The 18,449-nt window shown below is 45.1% G+C and carries 16 protein-coding genes; 14 read left to right on the top strand and 2 right to left on the bottom strand.

Translation table 11 applies throughout. From position 1 onward, the window contains the following. Nucleotides 1-24: 24 nt before the first annotated feature. The 8 genes from DWY57_RS10765 to DWY57_RS10730 all read left to right on the top strand — a co-directional run bounded on the left by DWY57_RS10765 (nt 25) and on the right by DWY57_RS10730 (nt 11,178). Entirely contained in the window at nt 25-942 is a 918-nt protein-coding gene (locus DWY57_RS10765; RefSeq protein WP_119961738.1) for a glycosyltransferase, read from the top strand. Between the two features lie 14 nt (nt 943-956). Next, on the top strand, nt 957-2,264 hold the full coding sequence (locus tag DWY57_RS10760; protein WP_119961737.1) for a glycosyltransferase: 1,308 nt from the start codon (nt 957-959) through the stop codon (nt 2,262-2,264). Nucleotides 2,265-2,328: 64 nt separating this feature from the next. Beyond that, nucleotides 2,329-4,170 carry an ABC transporter ATP-binding protein gene (locus DWY57_RS10755; protein ID WP_117599806.1) on the top strand — a complete coding sequence of 614 codons (1,842 nt, stop codon included), beginning with the start codon at nt 2,329-2,331 and terminating at the stop codon, nt 4,168-4,170. 171 nt (nt 4,171-4,341) lie between these two features. Further along, on the top strand, nt 4,342-6,180 hold the full coding sequence (locus DWY57_RS10750) for an ABC transporter ATP-binding protein (RefSeq protein ID WP_119961736.1): 1,839 nt from the start codon (nt 4,342-4,344) through the stop codon (nt 6,178-6,180). Nucleotides 6,181-6,671: 491 nt separating this feature from the next. Beyond that, on the top strand, nt 6,672-7,751 hold the full coding sequence (locus tag DWY57_RS10745) for a Gfo/Idh/MocA family oxidoreductase (protein ID WP_117599804.1): 1,080 nt from the start codon (nt 6,672-6,674) through the stop codon (nt 7,749-7,751). 66 nt (nt 7,752-7,817) lie between these two features. Next, nucleotides 7,818-9,305 (top strand): Gfo/Idh/MocA family oxidoreductase, encoded by a 1,488-nt coding sequence (locus tag DWY57_RS10740; RefSeq protein WP_119961735.1) that lies wholly within the window; start codon nt 7,818-7,820, stop codon nt 9,303-9,305. Between the two features lie 72 nt (nt 9,306-9,377). Continuing rightward, nucleotides 9,378-10,253: a DUF1080 domain-containing protein gene (locus tag DWY57_RS10735; RefSeq protein WP_119961734.1), complete on the top strand. Its 876-nt coding sequence runs from the start codon at nt 9,378-9,380 to the stop codon at nt 10,251-10,253. 22 nt (nt 10,254-10,275) lie between these two features. After that, the gene (locus DWY57_RS10730) at nt 10,276-11,178 is read left to right on the top strand and encodes a sugar phosphate isomerase/epimerase (protein WP_117599802.1); all 903 of its coding nucleotides are present in this window, start codon (nt 10,276-10,278) and stop codon (nt 11,176-11,178) included. Nucleotides 11,179-11,271: 93 nt separating this feature from the next. On the opposite strand, the gene DWY57_RS10725 is transcribed toward DWY57_RS10730, so the two are convergent. After that, the gene (locus DWY57_RS10725; protein ID WP_034525485.1) at nt 11,272-11,907 is read right to left on the bottom strand and encodes a ribonuclease H family protein; all 636 of its coding nucleotides are present in this window, start codon (nt 11,905-11,907) and stop codon (nt 11,272-11,274) included. Nucleotides 11,908-12,023: 116 nt separating this feature from the next. On the opposite strand from DWY57_RS10725, the gene DWY57_RS10720 reads away from it, so the two are divergent. From DWY57_RS10720 to DWY57_RS10695, 6 genes are all read left to right on the top strand, one after another. Then, on the top strand, nt 12,024-12,626 hold the full coding sequence (locus tag DWY57_RS10720; RefSeq protein WP_117964278.1) for a nitroreductase family protein: 603 nt from the start codon (nt 12,024-12,026) through the stop codon (nt 12,624-12,626). 62 nt (nt 12,627-12,688) lie between these two features. Further along, complete coding sequence (locus DWY57_RS10715; RefSeq protein ID WP_117599800.1) at nt 12,689-13,216, top strand: shikimate kinase; 528 nt, start codon at nt 12,689-12,691, stop codon at nt 13,214-13,216. A 135-nt stretch (nt 13,217-13,351) separates the two neighbouring features. After that, nucleotides 13,352-15,244, top strand: a complete 1,893-nt coding sequence (gene speA, locus DWY57_RS10710; RefSeq protein ID WP_117599799.1) for a biosynthetic arginine decarboxylase — start codon at nt 13,352-13,354, stop codon at nt 15,242-15,244. Nucleotide 15,245: 1 nt separating this feature from the next. After that, nucleotides 15,246-16,016 (top strand): acetylglutamate kinase, encoded by a 771-nt coding sequence (gene argB / locus DWY57_RS10705; protein ID WP_117599798.1) that lies wholly within the window; start codon nt 15,246-15,248, stop codon nt 16,014-16,016. 60 nt (nt 16,017-16,076) lie between these two features. Continuing rightward, a complete protein-coding gene (locus tag DWY57_RS10700) occupies nt 16,077-16,586 on the top strand; it encodes a sigma-70 family RNA polymerase sigma factor (protein WP_117599797.1) in 510 nt (169 codons plus the stop codon). After that, nucleotides 16,576-17,058, top strand: a complete 483-nt coding sequence (locus DWY57_RS10695; RefSeq protein ID WP_117599796.1) for a hypothetical protein — start codon at nt 16,576-16,578, stop codon at nt 17,056-17,058. Before DWY57_RS10700 ends, DWY57_RS10695 begins: the two co-directional genes overlap by 11 nt. A 300-nt stretch (nt 17,059-17,358) precedes the next feature. On the opposite strand, the gene DWY57_RS10690 is transcribed toward DWY57_RS10695, so the two are convergent. Then, on the bottom strand, nt 17,359-18,219 hold the full coding sequence (locus DWY57_RS10690; protein ID WP_119961733.1) for a head GIN domain-containing protein: 861 nt from the start codon (nt 18,217-18,219) through the stop codon (nt 17,359-17,361). Nucleotides 18,220-18,449: the final 230 nt, after the last annotated feature.

Genomic DNA, 18,449 nt, shown 5'->3' with positions numbered 1-18,449 from the left:
TATGATTAATTGTTATAACTAAAGATGGAGAAAAAACTGGCAATAATTATACCTGCTTATAAAGCTCGTTTTTTGAGAGAAACTCTGGATTCAATACTTAAGCAGAATAGTTCAGAATTTATTGTATATGTGGGTGATGATGCGAGTCCGGAGAATATAGAAGGGCTTGTCCATGATTATGATGAGAAGTTAGATATTGTTTACCATCGGTTTAGTACGAATCTTGGAGGCGTAGATTTGCCTGGGCAGTGGGATAGATGTATTGCTTTATCCAATGAGCCGTTGGTTTGGCTTTTTTCTGATGATGATATAATGCCGTTTGATGGGGTTAAAAGAGTAATGCAGGCTGTTGAGAAATATGGAGATAAGCTGGTGTGTATGCGTTTCCCTTTAATGGTAATAGATGCTTGTGGTAACATGAAATATCAGAATCCTCCTTTTGAAACGGAACGGATTTCTGGATATGAGTTTTTATTGGATAAGTTATCAGGAAAGATTAGTTCGGCTGCTTGTGAGTATGTTTTTAGCCGTGATGTTTGGAAACAAATAAAAGGTTTTGTGAAGTTTCCGTTTGCATGGTGTTCGGATGATGCTACTTGGGCAAGTTTTGCCGATTTAACAGAAGGAATTATTTCTCTACCTGGGAGGGCTGTGTGTTGGCGAAATGTAGAAGGTGAGAATATTAGTAATTCTGTAGGTTTTGATAAGGAAAAGCTTAGAGCAACAGGCCTTTTTTTTAATTGGATAAACAGACATTATCCTTGCAATCTTAGAGATGCTAGATTGAGAAAAGCTTTAGAAGCTTATACTCATACGATTTTGTCTTGCTCAGTTCGTGGTAACTTCAGTTTGTGTGATCTTGTCCGTTTATGTTATGCTCTTGGTAAAATAGATTATGTTGCCGCTTTACACGTGGCGTATCGCCATTTGTTGAAAAAATGAGTTTTTGAGAAAATATGAAAAAGATACTTTTTATAATTCCCTATATTCCATATCCTTTAGATTCAGGAGGTAATCAGGCCTTTTTTAATATGGTTAATTATATCCGTAATCGAATGTCGGTGTCAATTTTGCTTTGCTCAAAATCCGAAGAACATGATAAAAATATAGTGGCCCTGAAAAAATTGTGGGCAAATGTAGATTTTTTTGTATATAAATGGCCTAAAAAGAAATCTGTACATATTGAAGTCCGTAATCCATTATATTACAATGTTTTGAAAAGAGTGAAGGCTTCTGTGGAGCGCAAAATGAGAAGGCAGATTGTGAATATGGGGGTAGATATGGAATCAGGTTTAGATCCAGTTCGCGAGAATTCTGCTCTTTTAAGATCGGTTTTTGAGCCCCTTGAATCTGGATATGCTCAATATATTTGTCAGGTTATAAAGCAAGGATATGATATTATTCAGGTTGAATTTTATGAATTGATTTCTGTAGGATATTTATTGCCGGAAAATGTACAAACGATTTTTGTGCATCATGAATTAAGATATGTCCGTAATGCTAATGAAATGTCTTTGTTTGAAGAGATGACAGATGAAGATCGCATGCTTTTCTCTGTGGCAAAGGACTATGAGCGAGCTGCCTTGCTAAAATATAAGCATGTAATTGCTTTGACTGAAGTAGACAGACAACTGCTGATTGATTTTCTTGGTCGTAAAGAACGTATTTATGCTTCTCCAGCGGTGGTGCAGATGTCAGATACTTCTATTGAAGAATTTACTCCGGCAATTACTCATAGATTAACGTTTGTTGGAAGTGGAGATCATTATCCGAACTTAGATGCGATTACTTGGTTTTGCAAAGAGGTGGCTCCTTATTTGCATAAGCAAGGATTCTCTTTTGATTTTAGGGTTGCAGGACGGTGGGATTGCTCTCATATAGTAAGACTTTCTTCTGTTTGTCCAGAAATAAAATTTGTAGGTTATATGGAGGATTTGAGTGATTTTCTTAAAGGTAGTATTGCTCTTGTTCCTATACGCATCGGTAGTGGGTTGAGAATGAAAATATTAGATGCTGTATCTTTGGGCATTCCTTTTGTTACTACTTCTAAAGGAGTAGAGGGGATTAGTTTTAATGATAATGAAGAGTGTTTAAAGGCGGATACAGCTATGGATTTTGCAGATGCGATTATTAGGTTGGCTAATGATAGTAACATGCAGTGTAGACTTGTTTTACAAGCTAAACGTAAATTAGAAGATTTATATGATTGGAAAAAGATGTTAGAACAGCGTATAGCTATTTATTCTCATATTCTGAATTTTTAAAATTTTTATTTTGAGTATTTAGGTATTTTCGTGTAATTTAGCAATTTAATTATAATCAAAACTTATGGTAAAACAGTTTTTCTCTTTGATGAAGCGATATATCATGCCGTATCGCAAGTATTTAACGTGGGCATTGATACTGAATTTCCTTTCTCAATGGCTGAACGTTTTTTCTTTTATGGCTATTATTCCTATTTTAAACATATTGTTTAAGATTGACACTAAAGTGTATGAATATATGCCCATGGACTGGGGAAACTTTGACAAAGATGTTCTTATTAATAATGCTTATTATTGGATCAGTAATTTTGTTTTGGAACATGGCGCTTTTCTTACACTTGTTATGATGGGATGTATATTGGTTTTTATGACGTTATTGAAGACTGCAGGTTACTTCGCTTCTTCTGCAATTATGGTCCCTCTTCGTACAGGTATTGTTCGTGATATCCGTATTCAAGTATATAATAAAGTATTGGAGTTGCCTCTTAGTTTCTTTTCTGAGGAGCGTAAAGGGGATATTATTGCTCGTATGAGTGCGGATGTTACTGTTGTTGAGAATTCTTTAACCAGTTCCATTGACATGTTAATTCGTAATCCGATAGCTCTTTTGGTTTGCTTTGTCACTTTGTTTACTGTAAGTTGGGAGATGACTTTGTTTGTCCTTATAATTCTTCCATTGGCTGGATGGCTCATGGGAATAATCAGCCGTAAATTGAAAAGACAATCATCAGCGGCACAAGCCCAATGGGGAGATATAATGTCTCAATTGGACGAAACCTTGGGAGGATTACGTGTGATTAAAGCTTTTCTTGCAGAAAAGAAAATGTCTGCGCGTTTTGCAAAGACCAATAATGAATTTAGAAATGCTGTGAATGAAATGGTAATCCGTCAGAGTTCAGCTCATCCGATGAGTGAATTTTTGGGTACTTGTATCATCGTTATCGTATTGCTGTTTGGTGGTTCATTGATTTTGAGTAATACTTATTCTCCCATGGATGCAGCCACTTTTATTTTCTATTTAGTTATTCTTTATAGTATCATTAATCCCTTAAAAGAGTTCTCTAAGGCTTTTTATAATATACCTTTAGGGCTTGGCAGTATGGAACGTATTGACATGATATTAAAGGCTGAGAGCCATATAAAAGATCCTATGCAGCCCTTATCATTAAATGGCTTTGAGAATAAATTGGAATTTCGTGATGTAAGTTTCAGTTATATAGAGGGAAGACCAGTTTTGAAACATATTAATTTGACGGTTCATAAAGGTAAGACTATTGCTCTGGTAGGACAGTCAGGATCAGGAAAATCCACTTTAGTAGATTTGGTTCCTCGTTATCATGATGTCACAGAAGGAGCCTTATTGATAGATGGTAAGAATGTGAAGGATGTTTCCATAAGCAGTTTAAGGTCATTAATAGGCAATGTGAATCAGGAAGCTATTCTGTTTAATGATACTTTTTTTAATAATATTACATTTGGTGTCGAGAATGCTACGATGGAGCAGGTTGTTGAAGCTGCAAAGATAGCTAATGCACATGATTTTATTATGGAAACTGAGAAAGGATATGATACTATGATTGGTGACCGTGGTGGGCGTTTGTCTGGTGGGCAAAGACAACGTGTCAGTATAGCGCGTGCGATTTTGAAGAATCCTCCTATTTTGATTTTGGATGAGGCCACTTCTGCACTTGATACAGAGAGTGAACGTTTGGTGCAAGAAGCTTTGGAACGTTTGATGAAATCACGTACTACCATTGCCATTGCCCACCGTTTGTCTACAATCAAAAATGCAGATGAGATATGCGTACTTTATGAAGGTGAAATTGTGGAACGTGGAACGCATGATGAGCTTATAGCTCTTAATGGATATTATAAGAAACTGAATGATATGCAGTCACTTTCATAAATATATTTTGTGAGGAATATATGACTATTGATGGTCAGTGATTTTTTATGTAGACAGCGGATTAGTTAATAGTCCGCTGTCGTTTTATATTTAGAGATAAGCATCGAACTTAGATGTTTTTCATTTTATTCTTGTACCTTTGCAACCTTATAATTCACTTAACTACAATCAATGAAGGAATTCCTACAACTGATGCGGCGCTTTGTGTCGCCTTACAAGAGATATATCGGTTGGGCAATCGTGCTCAATGTGCTGTCCGCTATATTCAACGTCTTTTCATTTACATTGTTAATCCCTATCCTTAACATCCTTTTCAAGACTGGGGCGAATACCGAGGTATATCACTTCATGGAGTGGGGAAGCGGCAGCCTGAAGGAAGTGGCGGTGAACAACTTCTACTACTACGTCACCCAGATGATTGAGACACACGGGCCGCAGATGACACTGCTGTTCATGGGGCTCTTCCTTGCTTTCATGACCATGCTGAAGACCTCCTGCTACTTCGGTTCTTCTGCTATAATGGTTCCTTTGCGTACGGGAGTAGTACGCGATATCCGTGTGATGGTCTATTCCAAAGTGATGCACTTGCCACTTGGTTTTTTCTCTGAAGAAAGAAAAGGGGACATCATTGCACGTATGAGCGGTGACGTAGGCGAAATTGAAAACTCCATTACCAGTTCACTGGATATGCTGCTCAAGAATCCTATCCTGATTCTGCTTTATTTTTCCACTTTGATTGTAACCAGTTGGCAGCTGACCTTGTTTACTGTCCTGGTATTGCCGGGTATGGGCTGGCTGATGGGAAAGGTCGGCAAGAAGCTGAAACGCAAGTCGCTGGAAGCCCAGGGGAAATGGAGCGACACGATGTCGCAACTGGAAGAGACGTTGGGCGGACTGCGCATCATCAAGGCTTTCATAGCCGAAGACAAGATGGTGGACCGTTTCAAACAATGTAGCAACGAGCTGCGTGATGCCACCAACAAGGTAGCCATCCGTCAGTCGTTGGCACATCCTATGAGCGAATTCCTCGGTACGTTGCTCATTGTATTGGTTCTGTGGTTTGGTGGTCTGCTTATTTTGGGCGATGGTACTTCCATGGAAGCTTCAACGTTCATTTTCTATATGGTGATTCTGTACAGTATCATCAATCCGTTGAAAGACTTTGCAAAGGCAGGATACAACATTCCAAAGGGTCTGGCATCCATGGAACGTGTGGACAAAATACTGAAAGCCGAGAACCCCATTAAGGAACCGGTAAACCCGTTGCCGCTGCACGGGATGAATGACCGGATTGAATTTAAGGACCTCTCCTTCAGTTACGACGGCAAGCGCGAAGTGTTGAAGCACGTCAATCTGATGGTGCCCAAAGGACAGACCATTGCACTTGTCGGTCAGTCCGGCTCCGGCAAGTCGACATTGGTGGATTTGCTGCCGCGCTATCACGATGTGCAGTTGGGTGAGATTACAATTGACGGTGTGAATATTAAGAATTTTCGCATCCACGACTTGCGTGCGTTGATAGGAAACGTGAACCAGGAGGCCATCCTGTTCAATGATACCTTCTTCAACAACATTGCTTTCGGTGTGGAAAATGCAACAATTGAGCAGGTGGTTGAAGCTGCAAAGATTGCCAATGCCCACGATTTCATCATGGAGACCGAGCTCGGTTATCAGACCAACATTGGCGACCGTGGCGGCAAGCTTTCCGGCGGACAGCGCCAGCGCATCAGTATTGCCCGTGCCATCCTGAAGAATCCACCCATCCTGATACTCGATGAGGCTACTTCCGCACTCGACACCGAAAGCGAACGCCTGGTGCAGGAGGCGCTGGAACGGCTAATGAAGACCCGTACCACGATTGCCATCGCCCACCGCCTTTCCACCATCAAGAATGCGGATGAAATTTGTGTACTCTATGAAGGTGAAATCGTGGAACGTGGTAAGCACGAGGAACTTCTCGAGAAGAACGGCTATTATAAGAGGCTGAATGATATGCAGTCTCTCTCATAGAAATAAAGTTCTGCGCACCTTGCTTCCATCCGCTTGTGCTATGTTGTTATGACTAAATAGGAAGTTAATCCATTGTAAGGCAATGTATTGATTTCGTGTATCCCTTCTTGTTGATACTTTGTAAATAGGAAGTTAATTTCCTGCAAACAGCATATTAATTCTTCTTTCTCTTCTATACTTCTTACGCAGAATTTATGATGTAGGTGGGTGTTGATGGCTACCGGCAGAGTGTTTCACGGCTGTTAGGCGATGATGAATAAAGGGCGTTCTTTTGCCTTTTACGCTTTTTTAATATCTGCTTGCTTCCATTCTATCACTAATTATCCTATTTTTGCAAAGAACACATACATAAACATTGCAAATATCATGAAAAAATTATACCCAATGTCTACGACAACAGCTACTATGACTATTAGTCCAAGTACTCTTAATCATGTAATTCAATTGACCCCGATAATACTATAACTGTAAATATTTAATATACGCCTACCATGAAAATAAAAGTTGGTTTGATAGGGTTCGGCAGAATGGGGCAAATGTATTGGGAGGAAATGCAGAAAAGCGGTCGATGGGACATCGCATATATCTGTGATACCGATCCGGCCTCCCGAGAATTGGCAAGAAACTTTTCCCCTTCATCCAGAATCATATCCGATGAACAAGAAATCTTTGACGACCAGAGTGTAGAAGCTGTTGGTCTTTTTGCATTGGCAAATTCCAGAAAAGAACAAATAGAGAAAGCTGTCCGAAGCCATAAGCACATCTTGACGGAGAAACCCATTGCCGATACCATTGACAAGGAATGGGAAATTGTGGACCTGATTGAAAAGTATGACCGCATTGCTGCTGTCAACCTTTATCTGCGCAACTCCTGGTATCACCAGGCTATGAAGCAGTTTATCGATGAAGGCGAAATTGGCGAACTGGCCATCTTGCGCATCTGCCACATGACTCCGGGATTGGCGCCGGGCGAGGGACACGAATATGAGGGTCCCGCCTACCACGACTGCGGCATGCACTACATAGACATTGCCCGCTGGTATGCCGACAGTGAATACAAGACCTGGCATGCGCAAGGCATGCGGATGTGGGACTACAAGGACCCTTGGTGGGTACAGTGCCACGGTACGTTCGAGAACGGCATCGCCTTCGATGTCACACAGGGATTCGTCTATGGACAACTCTCCAGAAACCAGACTCATAATGCATATACGGACATTATTGGTACAAAAGGTATCGTGCGCATGACGCATGATTTCCGGACTGCCGTGGTGGAGCTTCATGGCGTGAACCGTACGCTTCGTCTGGAGAAGCCGTTTGGTGGGAAGAATCTGGATAAGCTATGCAATATTATGGCTGACTCCATCGAGAGCGGGAAACGCGATCCGAGATTGCCGCAGATGCGAGACTCGGCCATTGCTTCCCAATACGGATGGACCTTCCTGGAGGATGCGCGCCGCCACGACCTGCCTGGCATAGGCGACTTGCAGACGCTGGAGGAAATTAGGGAGCGCCGGAGGCATATGAAGGAAGGTTATGGACTGCTCCGTCCGAAGAAGACGGTAGTCTGATGCCTACTGTAATGAGAAGTGTTTTAAAACTTAATTATATTAACCGATTTTAAAATCTAAAGAACCATGTCGAAATTTACAAGAAGAGAGTTTCTTAAGACCGGAGGTTTAGCTTTGGCGGGTCTTACCATTGCTCCAAGCAGCATTTTGGGTAAGAGCCACGGACACGTACCTCCCAGTGACCGTTTGAACATTGCTGCCGTAGGTATCGGTGGTATGGGACACACTAACATTAATCATGTGAAGGCTACGGAAAATATCGTGGCGCTGTGTGACGTAGACTGGCGCTACGCGAAAGGTGTGTTCGATGAGCTTCCCAATGCGAAGAAGTATTGGGATTATCGTAAGATGTACGATGAGATGGGCAAGGATATCGATGCCGTTATCATCGCTACGGCCGACCATACACATGCCATCATCACTGCTGATGCCATGACGATGGGCAAACATGTATATTGCCAGAAACCGTTGACGCACTCTGTATACGAGTCCCGTCTGCTTACCCGCCTGGCCGCTTCTACGGGAGTAGTTACTCAGATGGGTAACCAGGGTTCTTCGGACGAAGGTACCGACTTGGTATGCGAGTGGATATGGAACGGCGAAATCGGTGACGTGACAAAGGTGGAATGTGCTACCGACCGGCCCATCTGGCCGCAAGGATTGAATGTTCCCGAGAAGGAAGACCGCATTCCCAAAACTCTGAACTGGGATTTGTTCACCGGTCCTGCCAAGATGAATCCGTATAACGAAATCTATCATCCCTGGAACTGGCGCGGATGGTGGGATTATGGTACGGGTGCTTTGGGCGATATGGCTTGTCACATCCTGCACCAGCCGTTCAGAGCTTTGAAGTTGTTGTATCCTACCAAGGTAGAAGGTTCGTCTACATTGTTGCTCAATGCCTGCGCTCCGCAAGCACAGCACGTGAAGCTGATTTTCCCCGCACGTGAAAATATGCCGAAGGTGGCTATGCCCGAAGTGGAAGTTCACTGGTATGATGGTGGCATGATGCCCGACCGTCCGAAAGGCTTCCCCGAAGGAAAGCAACTGATGCAGAGCGGTGGCGGTCTGACTATCTTCCACGGAACGAAGGATACGCTGATTTGCGGTTGCTACGGACAGAACCCGTGGTTACTTTCTGGCCGCGTGCCCAATGCACCGAAGGTTTGCCGCCGTGTACCGAAGGCTATGAATGGCGGTCATGAGATGGACTGGGTACGTGCTTGTAAGGAAAGTCCTTCCAGCCGCGTAATGCCTAAGTCTGACTTCTCCGAAGCAGGACCGATGAACGAAATGGTGGCAATGGGTGTATTGGCCATCCGTCTGCAGGGCCTGAACAAGACACTGGAATGGGACGGAGCCAACATGCGCTTTACCAATATTGGCGACGACGAGACATTGCGTACAGTCATCAAGGACGGCTTCAAGATACACAACGGCCATCCAAGCTTCGACAAGACATGGACAGATCCGGTAAATGCCAAAGCTTTTGCAGAAGAGCTCATCAAGCATAACTACCGCGAAGGCTGGAAATTGCCTGATATGCCTAGATAAACATTAAAAGGGGCATCAGAACTTGTTTTCTGATGCTCATAAACGAATACTAATCATTTAATTTTTCAGATTATGAAGAAAATATATTATCCTTTGGCTTGTTGCCTTATCGGAGGTATGCTCGCCTCTTGCGGTGGCGGTGCAAAGAAATCGAACGCTACGGAAGAAGCCACAGCTCCTACTACTACTGCGGTGTCTTACTCCAAGTCTTTGAAAGCGCCTGAAACGGACAGTCTGAATCTGCCGATTGATGCGGACGGTTATATTACTATTTTTGATGGAAAGAGCCTGGACGGATGGCGTGGATACGGTAAGGATAAAGTGCCTTCCAGGTGGATTATTGAGGATGGTTGCCTCAAATTCTGTGGAACCGGTACCGGTGAAGGACAGACCGGTGAAGGTGGTGACTTGATTTTCGCCCATAAGTTCAAGAATTTTGAGTTGGAACTGGAATGGAAAATTTCGAAAGGTGGTAACTCCGGTATCTTCTATCTGGCTCAGGAAGTTACTTCAAAGGATAAGGACGGCAACGAAGTGCTGGAACCCATCTATATCTCTGCTCCTGAATTCCAGGTGTTGGACAACGCCAATCATCCGGATGCCAAGCTGGGTAAGGACAACAACCGTCAGGCTGCTTCCTTGTATGATATGATTCCTGCTGTTCCGCAGAACGCCAAACCTTTCGGTGAATGGAATAAGGCCAAGATTATGGTATACAAAGGCACTGTAGTTCACGGACAGAACGATGAAAATGTACTGGAGTATCACTTGTGGACCAAGCAGTGGACTGATATGCTCCAAGCCAGCAAGTTCAGCGAAGAAAAATGGCCTTTGGCTTTTGAACTGTTGAACAACTGTGGTGGCGAAAACCATGAAGGCTTTATCGGTGTACAGGATCATGGTGATGATGTTTGGTACCGCAACATCCGTGTAAAGGTTCTCGACTGATTCCTTCTAAAAAGATAGTACTATGAGAATCAAACATATGATGATTTTGTCAGCACTGTGTTTATCCATGATGGCCACAAGCTGTAGCAGCCAGAGTAGGGAAACGACGCCGGAAACGACGAAAAAGGAAGTTGCCATACAGCTCTACTCTGTGAGGGACTTGGTGAAGGACGGCAGTAACCTCGACCAGATTCTGAAGGATTTGGCTGATATGGGCTATACCAGTGTGGAGGCCGCCAACTACAATGACGGTAAGTTCTACGGCAAGACTCCCCAGGAGTTCAAGCAGATGGTGGAAAAGAGCGGTATGACCGTGCTTTCTTCGCACACTACCCACGGGTTGTCGGACGAGGAACTGGCTTCGGGCGACTTTACGGAAGCCTTGAAATGGTGGGATCAGTGCATTGCTGCCCATAAGGAGGCCGGTATGGAGTATATCGTGACTCCGTATCTCTCCGTTCCCAAGACATTGAAAGATTTGCAGACCTACTGCGACTATTACAATGAAGTGGGCAAGCGCTGCCAGGCTGCCGGTTTGAAATACGGTTACCACAATCATGCCCATGAATTCCAGAAAGTGGAAGACAAGGAGCTGATGCTGGACTACATGCTGCAACACACCAATCCCGAATATGTATTCTTCCAGATGGACGTTTACTGGGTAGTGCGCGGCCAGAACAGCCCGGTGGATTACTTCAACAAGTATCCCGGACGCTTCACCATGCTCCATATCAAGGATCACCGCGAGATTGGGCAGAGTGGTATGGTAGGTTATGATGCTATCTTCAAGAATACGGATACTGCTGGCGTGCGCCACATCGTAGCTGAGATTGAGAAATACAGCTGCCCCGTAGAAGAGAGTGTGAAGCAGAGTCTTGACTACTTGCTTGATGCTCCTTTCGTGAAGGCATCGTATAGCAAATAAAACATGATGGCGGCTATTCATTCATAAGCTCGGCCGCATCATTTTCTTGACGCGGGCACAACCGGATGAAGAATCCAGGGTGCTCGCGTTTTTTTACTTCCTTCCGAAGTCGGCCGGAATTTCCCCCCATTGCTTTGTCTCCCATTTTAGGATGCGGGTGGTGTAGGTGTTTTCGCGCAACCACTTCTCCGCACGTTCTATTAGGTGGAAAAGCTCTTCGGTCTTGGCGTCACGCGGCAGTTTGGTTTTGCATTTTTTCTGTTTTATCCAGTTGATGGCATTTACGCTGTCACTGTAGATGGGCATGTCGAAACCTTTCTGTTTCAACAAGGCAAGTCCGTGGACAATGGCGAGGAATTCGCCGATATTGTTGGTTCCATACATCGGCCCGAAGTGAAAGATTTCCTGACGGCTGGCGACGTGTACTCCCCGGTACTCCATGGCACCGGGATTTCCGCTGCAGGCGGCGTCTACGGCAAGGCTGTTTTCTGCGACGGCGGCAGGAAGGGGAGCGTCGGCGCCGGGAATAGTCTTGGCAGGAGAAGGGGCCGACCGCTTGATGTACGCGTACGGCGAAGAGGCAAAGGCTTTTTCCGCTTCCTCGCGTGATTCGAACGACTTGTATTTTGCTCCTTCGTAGCCTTTGGTCTGCAGTTGGCAGTCTGTCCAGGAAGTGTAGATACCCGGGCTGACTCCCGCCCATACGACGTAATATTTTTCTTTCTTCATAACTGCGGACAAAGGTAAAAAAGAAAATCCGAACAACTTAACTCTTTCATTTGTTTCTTTGTATGGCGGATATAAAATAAAGAAGAGAAGACTCAATAAAAAAGAAAGGACAAAAAATGAAGAGAACATTTGCAGAGGCCATGGCGCATCGCCGTAGTTATTACTCTATCGGCAGCGATTCGCCAGTACTGGATGAAGAAATAGTACACATTATTCGTGAAGCCGTAAAGAATGTGCCGTCAGCTTTCAATTCACAGTCTACAAGAATTGTATTGCTGCTGGGCGACGAACATAAGAAATTGTGGAACATTGTGAAGGAAACCCTGAAAGCACGTATCTCTGCCGAGGCTTTTGCCAAGACGGAAGCCAAGATTGACGGCTGCTTTGCCAGCGGACACGGTACTGTGCTCTATTTTGAAGACACTTCTGTAGTCAAGAAGCTGCAGGAAGCATTCCCTTCCTATAAGGATAATTTCCCCACTTGGTCACAGCACACCTCCGCTATGCACCAGTTTGCCATCTGGACTATGCTGGAAGATATGGGGTTGGGCGCCTCCCTGCAACACTATAACCCCTTGATTGACGACGAGGTACGCCGCACCTGGAACCTGCCCGGCGACTGGATGATGATTGCACAGATGCCCTTCGGTACACCCACCGGTGAACCAGGAGAAAAGGAATTCGAAGATTTAAGCAAGCGTATCAAAATTTTTCTCTGATACAGAGGCGTTTTCAGCTTGGAATTGCTACCTTTGCAGGAAACCTGTAACTCGTAGCAGATATGATGCGTATTTTCTTGACCGGCTACATGGGAGCCGGTAAAACTACTTTAGGAAAGGCTTTTGCCCGCGAAATGAATGTGCCGTTCATTGATTTGGACTGGTACATCGAAGAACGTTTTCACAAATCAATCCGTGAATTGTTCACCGAGCGGGGAGAAGCCTCTTTTCGTGAATTGGAGCGAAACATGCTGCATGAAGTAGGGGAATTTGAGGATGTCGTGGTTTCTACCGGTGGCGGTACTCCTTGTTTTTTTGACAATATGGAGTATATGAACGGTTGCGGGCAGACGGTGTTCCTGGATGTACACCCCGATATTCTGTTCCGCCGGCTCCGGGTGGCGAAGCAGCAGCGCCCCATCCTGCAAGGCAAGACGGACGAAGATTTGCGCACCTTCATTGTGGAGGCGCTGGATAAGCGTGCGCCTTTCTACTCGCAGGCCCGTTATCGCTTTGATGCCGGTTATCTGGAGAGTCGCAGCCAGATTAGCGAATCCGTGCAACGGTTACGCCAACTTTTAGGACTTTAATCCCTTGTAAATGTGTATTTTTCAGTCCGATGAGCTGGATGTATTAGATTTATGTGTATTTTTGTCGCCCCTTTTATAAAACACACTATAGTGGGAAAATAGTAAATTGTAAATAGTCTAATAGTAAATGTACTGATGAGAAAATGGCGTATTGAAGATTCAGAAGAGCTGTACAACATAACTGGTTGGGGCACTTCGTACTTTAGTATCAATGACAAAGGTCATGTTGTGGTGACACCGCGTAAGGATGGGGTTGCCGTCGATTTAAAAGAGTTGGTGGACGAGTTGCAGTTGCGCGATGTAGCGGCTCCGGTATTGGTGCGTTTTCCCGATATTCTGGACAACCGAATCGAGAAGGTGTCCTGCTGCTTCAGACAGGCCGCCGATGAGTATGGGTATAAAGGAGAGAACTTTATTATCTATCCCATCAAAGTGAATCAGATGCGTCCTGTGGTGGAAGAGATGATTAACCATGGGAAGAAGTTCAATCTAGGTCTGGAAGCGGGTTCAAAGCCGGAGTTGCATGCTGTGATAGGGGTCAATACAGACCCGGACTCCCTCGTGGTCTGTAACGGATATAAGGACGAGAGCTTCATTGAATTGGCACTGTTGGCGCAGAAAATGGGCAAACGCATTTTTCTTGTTGTAGAGAAACTTAATGAGTTGAATCTTATTGCCAAGATGGCGAAGCAATTGAAAGTGAAACCCAACATTGGAATTCGCATAAAATTGGCTTCCAGTGGAAGTGGCAAATGGGAAGAAAGTGGGGGAGATGCCAGCAAGTTCGGACTGACATCCAGTGAACTGCTTGAAGCGCTGGACTTCCTGGAGAAAAAGGACATGAAGGACTGTCTGAAGCTGATACATTTCCATATCGGCAGTCAGATAACCAAGATACGCCGCATCAAGAATGCCTTGCGTGAAGCTTCGCAATTCTTTGTGCAGCTGAACAAGATGGGATTCAACATCGAATTCGTGGATACCGGTGGCGGTATGGGAGTTGATTATGACGGTACACGTTCTTCAAGCAGCGAAAGCTCCGTCAACTATTCCATCCAGGAATATGTCAACGATGTGGTGTCGACATTTGTTGATGCTGCCAACAAACACGGCTTTCCTCATCCCAATATCATTACCGAAACGGGACGTAGCTTGACTGCCCATCACTCCGTGCTTATCTTTGAAGTACTGGAAACGGCTTCCCTGCCCGAAATGGATGACGACTGGGAACCGGGAGAGGATGCCCACGAACTGGTGAAGGAACTGTATGACATCTGGGACAACCTGAGTCAGCGCAGCATGCTGGAACCCTGGCACGATGCACAGCAGATACGCGAAGAGGCACTCGACCTTTTCAGTCATGGCATCGTCGACTTGAATACGCGCGCGCAGATAGAGAAACTCTATTGGAGTATCTGCCGCGAAATTAACTCCATTGCCAGCGGCATGAAGCATTGCCCCGAGGAATTCCGCAAGTTGAGCAAGCTGCTTGCCGACAAGTATTTCTGTAATTTTTCGCTGTTCCAGTCATTGCCCGATTCCTGGGCCATCGACCAGATGTTCCCCATCATGCCCATACAGCGGCTGGATGAAAGACCCGACCGCGAGGCTACTTTGCAGGATATGACTTGCGACTCTGACGGTAAAATAGCTAATTTCGTCAGCTCGCGTGCCGATACGACGACCCTGCCGCTGCACTCGTTGCGCGACAAGGAGCACTATTATCTGGCGGTTTTCCTCGTAGGGGCCTATCAGGAGATTCTGGGAGATATGCACAATCTGTTCGGTGATACGAATGCTGTGCATGTGTCTGTCAATTCCAAAGGCTACACCATTGACCAACTGATTGATGGAGAGACGGTGGCAGAGGTGCTGGACTACGTGCAATATAATCCTAAGAAACTGGTACGTACGCTGGAAACTTGGGTGACGCAATCCGTCAAGGAAGGGCGTATCTCTGTGGAAGAAGGAAAGGAATTCTTGTCTAATTACCGTTCCGGACTGTACGGATATACTTATTTGGAATAAAATGGAGAAACTGACTGTAATAAAGGTGGGTGGCAAGATTGTAGAAGAGGAAGCCACCCTCTATAAGTTATTGGATGACTTTGCAGCCATCGAAGGCTACAAGGTCTTGGTACATGGAGGCGGACGCTCAGCTACGAAGCTCGCCGCCCAACTGGGGATTGAAAGCAAAATGGTGAATGGCCGTCGTATCACTGATGCCGAAACGCTGAAAGTGGTAACAATGGTGTATGGCGGGCTGGTGAATAAGAATATCGTCGCTGGCTTGCAGGCGCGCGGTGTCAATGCACTGGGCTTGACGGGAGCCGATATGGATGTAATCCGTTCGGTTAAGCGTCCCGTGAAGGAGGTGGACTATGGGTTTGTGGGCGATGTGAAGCAGGTGAATGCTGCTTTTTTGGCAGACCTCATTCATAAGGGTGTGGTTCCCGTGATGGCTCCGCTGACGCACGATGGAGAGGGGCACATGCTGAATACGAATGCCGACACCATTGCCGGAGAGACTGCCAAGGCTTTGGCGGGCTTGTTCGATGTTACTTTGGTATTCTGCTTTGAGAAGAAAGGGGTGCTGCGTGACGAGAACGACGATGATAGCGTGATTCCACAGATAACACCGGAGGAATTCAAGCAATATGTAGCCGATGGAGTGATTCAAGGTGGCATGATTCCAAAATTGGAGAACTCTTTCGAGGCGTTGAATGCGGGTGTGTCCGAAGTCGTAATCACTTTAGCATCAGCCATCAACGGGAACAGTGGAACCCGTATCCGAAAATAATTCAAAAAAAACGGCAATAGGCTGTAACTTTCTGAATACTTAACCGTCAATTTATTAGAGATGCAAGAACTCAGCTTTCGCAATGACATTCTCCCGCTGAAGGATAAGCTTTTTCGGTTAGCCTTAAGAATTACGTTTGATAGGGCAGAGGCAGAGGACGTTGTGCAGGAAACGCTGATAAGGGTTTGGAACAAGCGTGACGAGTGGTCGCAGTTTGGTTCTATTGAAGCCTATTGCTTGACTGTGGCAAGAAATCTGGCGATAGACCGTAGCGAGCGAAAAGACTCCCGTACCGTGGAGCTACTCCCCGAAATGGAGCAAGTCTCCGATGCATCGAGCCCTTACGAAAAGCTGGTGAACAAGGAACGGATGGCGTTGATACATCGGTTGATGAGCAAGCTTCCCGAAAAACAGCGGTTGATTATGCAGCTTAGGGATGTGGAAGGTAAGAGCTATAAAGAAATAGCAGCGGTCCTGAACTTGACCGAGGAGCAGGTAAAAGTGAACCTCTTCAGGGCGCGGCAAAAAGTAAAACAAACGTTTATTGATATAGAAGGTTATGGACTCTAAATATATAGAACAACTCTTGGAACGCTACTGGCAGTGCGAAACTTCTTTGGAAGAGGAAGCATGCCTGCGTGCTTTCTTTAGCGGTAACGATGTTCCCGGACACTTGCTTCGCTACAAGGACTTGTTCGTATATCAGCAGCTTCAGCAGGAAGTGCATTTGGGTGAGGATTTTGATGCCCGGGTGCTTGCCGAAGTAGAAGTTCCGGTGGTCAAGGCAAAGCGCATGACATTGACCGCACGTTTCATGCCGTTGTTCAAAGCCGCTGCAGTAGTGGCAGTGGTCCTTTCTATGGGGAATGTGATGCAACATTCATTTTTCTCGGATGTAGAGGAGGTGGCCGCAGCCGATACTATCGGTAAACAGATTTCCGCACCGTCGGTAGCTCTTTCGGGAGATGTGCCCGTGTCTCATGAAAAGCAGGTAATGGATAGCCTGCGTCGGGTGGACAAGGGTCTGGAAATCAGTGAATAGATATTTTCATTTGCTTTTAAAATAACATTTTCATTTGCTTTAAACATAATAGTTAGTGTGCTTTATTAAAACAACTTGAGGCTGTGAAGTTTCAATTCTCTCAAAATCTTATAAAAACTAACTAAAATAGAAGGGACGCTGCGTGATGCAGCGTCCCTTTATTGTTTGTACGCCCAGCATGGGTGGATGCACAAAGAACGAAGAACTTCCTCGCGGGAGTCCTTCGTCATCTTTATAGGTAATTATTTGAGAGAGAATTTAGTTTAGGTTCATTAATCTTAAAGTCTATATTTTCCAATGTTAAAGCTTATACAGTCCTTTTTTCGGATAGTCCAGTTCCGGATTACCCTTGTAGCCCACACTGCCGCTTCCGCTAGTGCGTACTTTTAGGAAATCTGTGGCATGGCACTTGATGTCGCCTGAACCGGCAACACTGGCGGATGCTTTCTTGGCAACGAAATCGGAAGCAAACAAATCACCCGAACCTGCCACGCTGTATTCAGCTTCTTGGGTGCTGCCGCTCAGGATGGCGGTACCCGAACCGGCAACGGATGCTTTGGTGAAGTTAGCCGTTACGTTGTTCAGCTTCATGTCACCTGAACCTGCAACGGATACTTGGAGGTCATTGCAAGTGATGTCGCTGCTGTTGATGTCTCCTGAGCCTGCGATGGAAATATCGAGGTCTGTGCAAGAGATGTTGTTCCCATTGATGTCACCCGAACCTGCCACAGAGATTTTGAGGTTGTCTGTCTTCAGTCCGTTTTTCAGTTCCACGTCTCCCGAACCTGCAACAGCAATGCCGTTCAACTTTTCTGTGGACACACGTACTTCCAGTTTATTATAGGATACGTTGACATTCTTCTTGAAGCCGATGTAGAGGGTATTGTCCTTGACACGGATATCCAGTAAGTCTACAATGTTGTCCGAGGTGTATACTTCCACTGTCGGTTTGCCGGACTTCTGTGTGTAGGTCACGTCGGGGCTGCCGGCTACACTCAGCTTGGTGAAATTGTCCACTTTTATGTCTTTGGTTACATAGTTCTTGCTTGCCTTGACTGTTTTGCTGCCGAAGCCTCCGGAACGGTATGTGTGTTGTTGTGAACAAGCGGTTGTACTGAATGCCAATAAGGCGATTGCGATAAATGTTGTTAGAGCTTTCATATTCTTTTGTTTTTTGTGATTTAGTGTTTATCAGTTAGACGTGAACTGCCTTGAAAAAGTTGCATGTAGAAATGCTTTTTTCAAAAGAAACCAGTTCAGCATACTTTAATCAATTATTGTGCCATAAGTGTAAAATGGTGATTGTTAAAGGATAGCCGTTTTTGTGCAGTGTTCATTATCGGACACTCCGTCCGCTTTTGTCAGGTATTTGCTTGCGTTTTTGGATGATT

It is taken from the genome of Bacteroides sp. AF25-5LB, from assembly GCF_003602965.1.
Classification (GTDB): Bacteria; Bacteroidota; Bacteroidia; order Bacteroidales; family Bacteroidaceae; genus Bacteroides; species Bacteroides uniformis.
The sequence above is the reverse complement of the archived record's forward strand: the minus strand, read 5'-3'. Positions and strand labels throughout refer to the sequence as shown.

Excerpts from the sequence above, each read along its gene's own strand:
- DWY57_RS10765 (WP_119961738.1), top strand. The coding sequence starts at position 25 with ATGGAGAAAAAACTGGCAATAATTATACCTGCTTATAAAGCTCGTTTT.
- DWY57_RS10760 (WP_119961737.1), top strand. The coding sequence starts at position 957 with ATGAAAAAGATACTTTTTATAATTCCCTATATTCCATATCCTTTAGAT.
- DWY57_RS10755 (WP_117599806.1), top strand. The coding sequence starts at position 2,329 with ATGGTAAAACAGTTTTTCTCTTTGATGAAGCGATATATCATGCCGTAT.
- DWY57_RS10750 (WP_119961736.1), top strand. The coding sequence starts at position 4,342 with ATGAAGGAATTCCTACAACTGATGCGGCGCTTTGTGTCGCCTTACAAG.
- DWY57_RS10745 (WP_117599804.1), top strand. The coding sequence starts at position 6,672 with ATGAAAATAAAAGTTGGTTTGATAGGGTTCGGCAGAATGGGGCAAATG.
- DWY57_RS10740 (WP_119961735.1), top strand. The coding sequence starts at position 7,818 with ATGTCGAAATTTACAAGAAGAGAGTTTCTTAAGACCGGAGGTTTAGCT.
- DWY57_RS10735 (WP_119961734.1), top strand. The coding sequence starts at position 9,378 with ATGAAGAAAATATATTATCCTTTGGCTTGTTGCCTTATCGGAGGTATG.
- DWY57_RS10730 (WP_117599802.1), top strand. The coding sequence starts at position 10,276 with ATGAGAATCAAACATATGATGATTTTGTCAGCACTGTGTTTATCCATG.
- DWY57_RS10725 (WP_034525485.1), bottom strand. The coding sequence starts at position 11,907 with ATGAAGAAAGAAAAATATTACGTCGTATGGGCGGGAGTCAGCCCGGGT.
- DWY57_RS10720 (WP_117964278.1), top strand. The coding sequence starts at position 12,024 with ATGAAGAGAACATTTGCAGAGGCCATGGCGCATCGCCGTAGTTATTAC.
- DWY57_RS10715 (WP_117599800.1), top strand. The coding sequence starts at position 12,689 with ATGATGCGTATTTTCTTGACCGGCTACATGGGAGCCGGTAAAACTACT.
- speA (WP_117599799.1), top strand. The coding sequence starts at position 13,352 with ATGAGAAAATGGCGTATTGAAGATTCAGAAGAGCTGTACAACATAACT.
- argB (WP_117599798.1), top strand. The coding sequence starts at position 15,246 with ATGGAGAAACTGACTGTAATAAAGGTGGGTGGCAAGATTGTAGAAGAG.
- DWY57_RS10700 (WP_117599797.1), top strand. The coding sequence starts at position 16,077 with ATGCAAGAACTCAGCTTTCGCAATGACATTCTCCCGCTGAAGGATAAG.
- DWY57_RS10695 (WP_117599796.1), top strand. The coding sequence starts at position 16,576 with ATGGACTCTAAATATATAGAACAACTCTTGGAACGCTACTGGCAGTGC.
- DWY57_RS10690 (WP_119961733.1), bottom strand. The coding sequence starts at position 18,219 with ATGAAAGCTCTAACAACATTTATCGCAATCGCCTTATTGGCATTCAGT.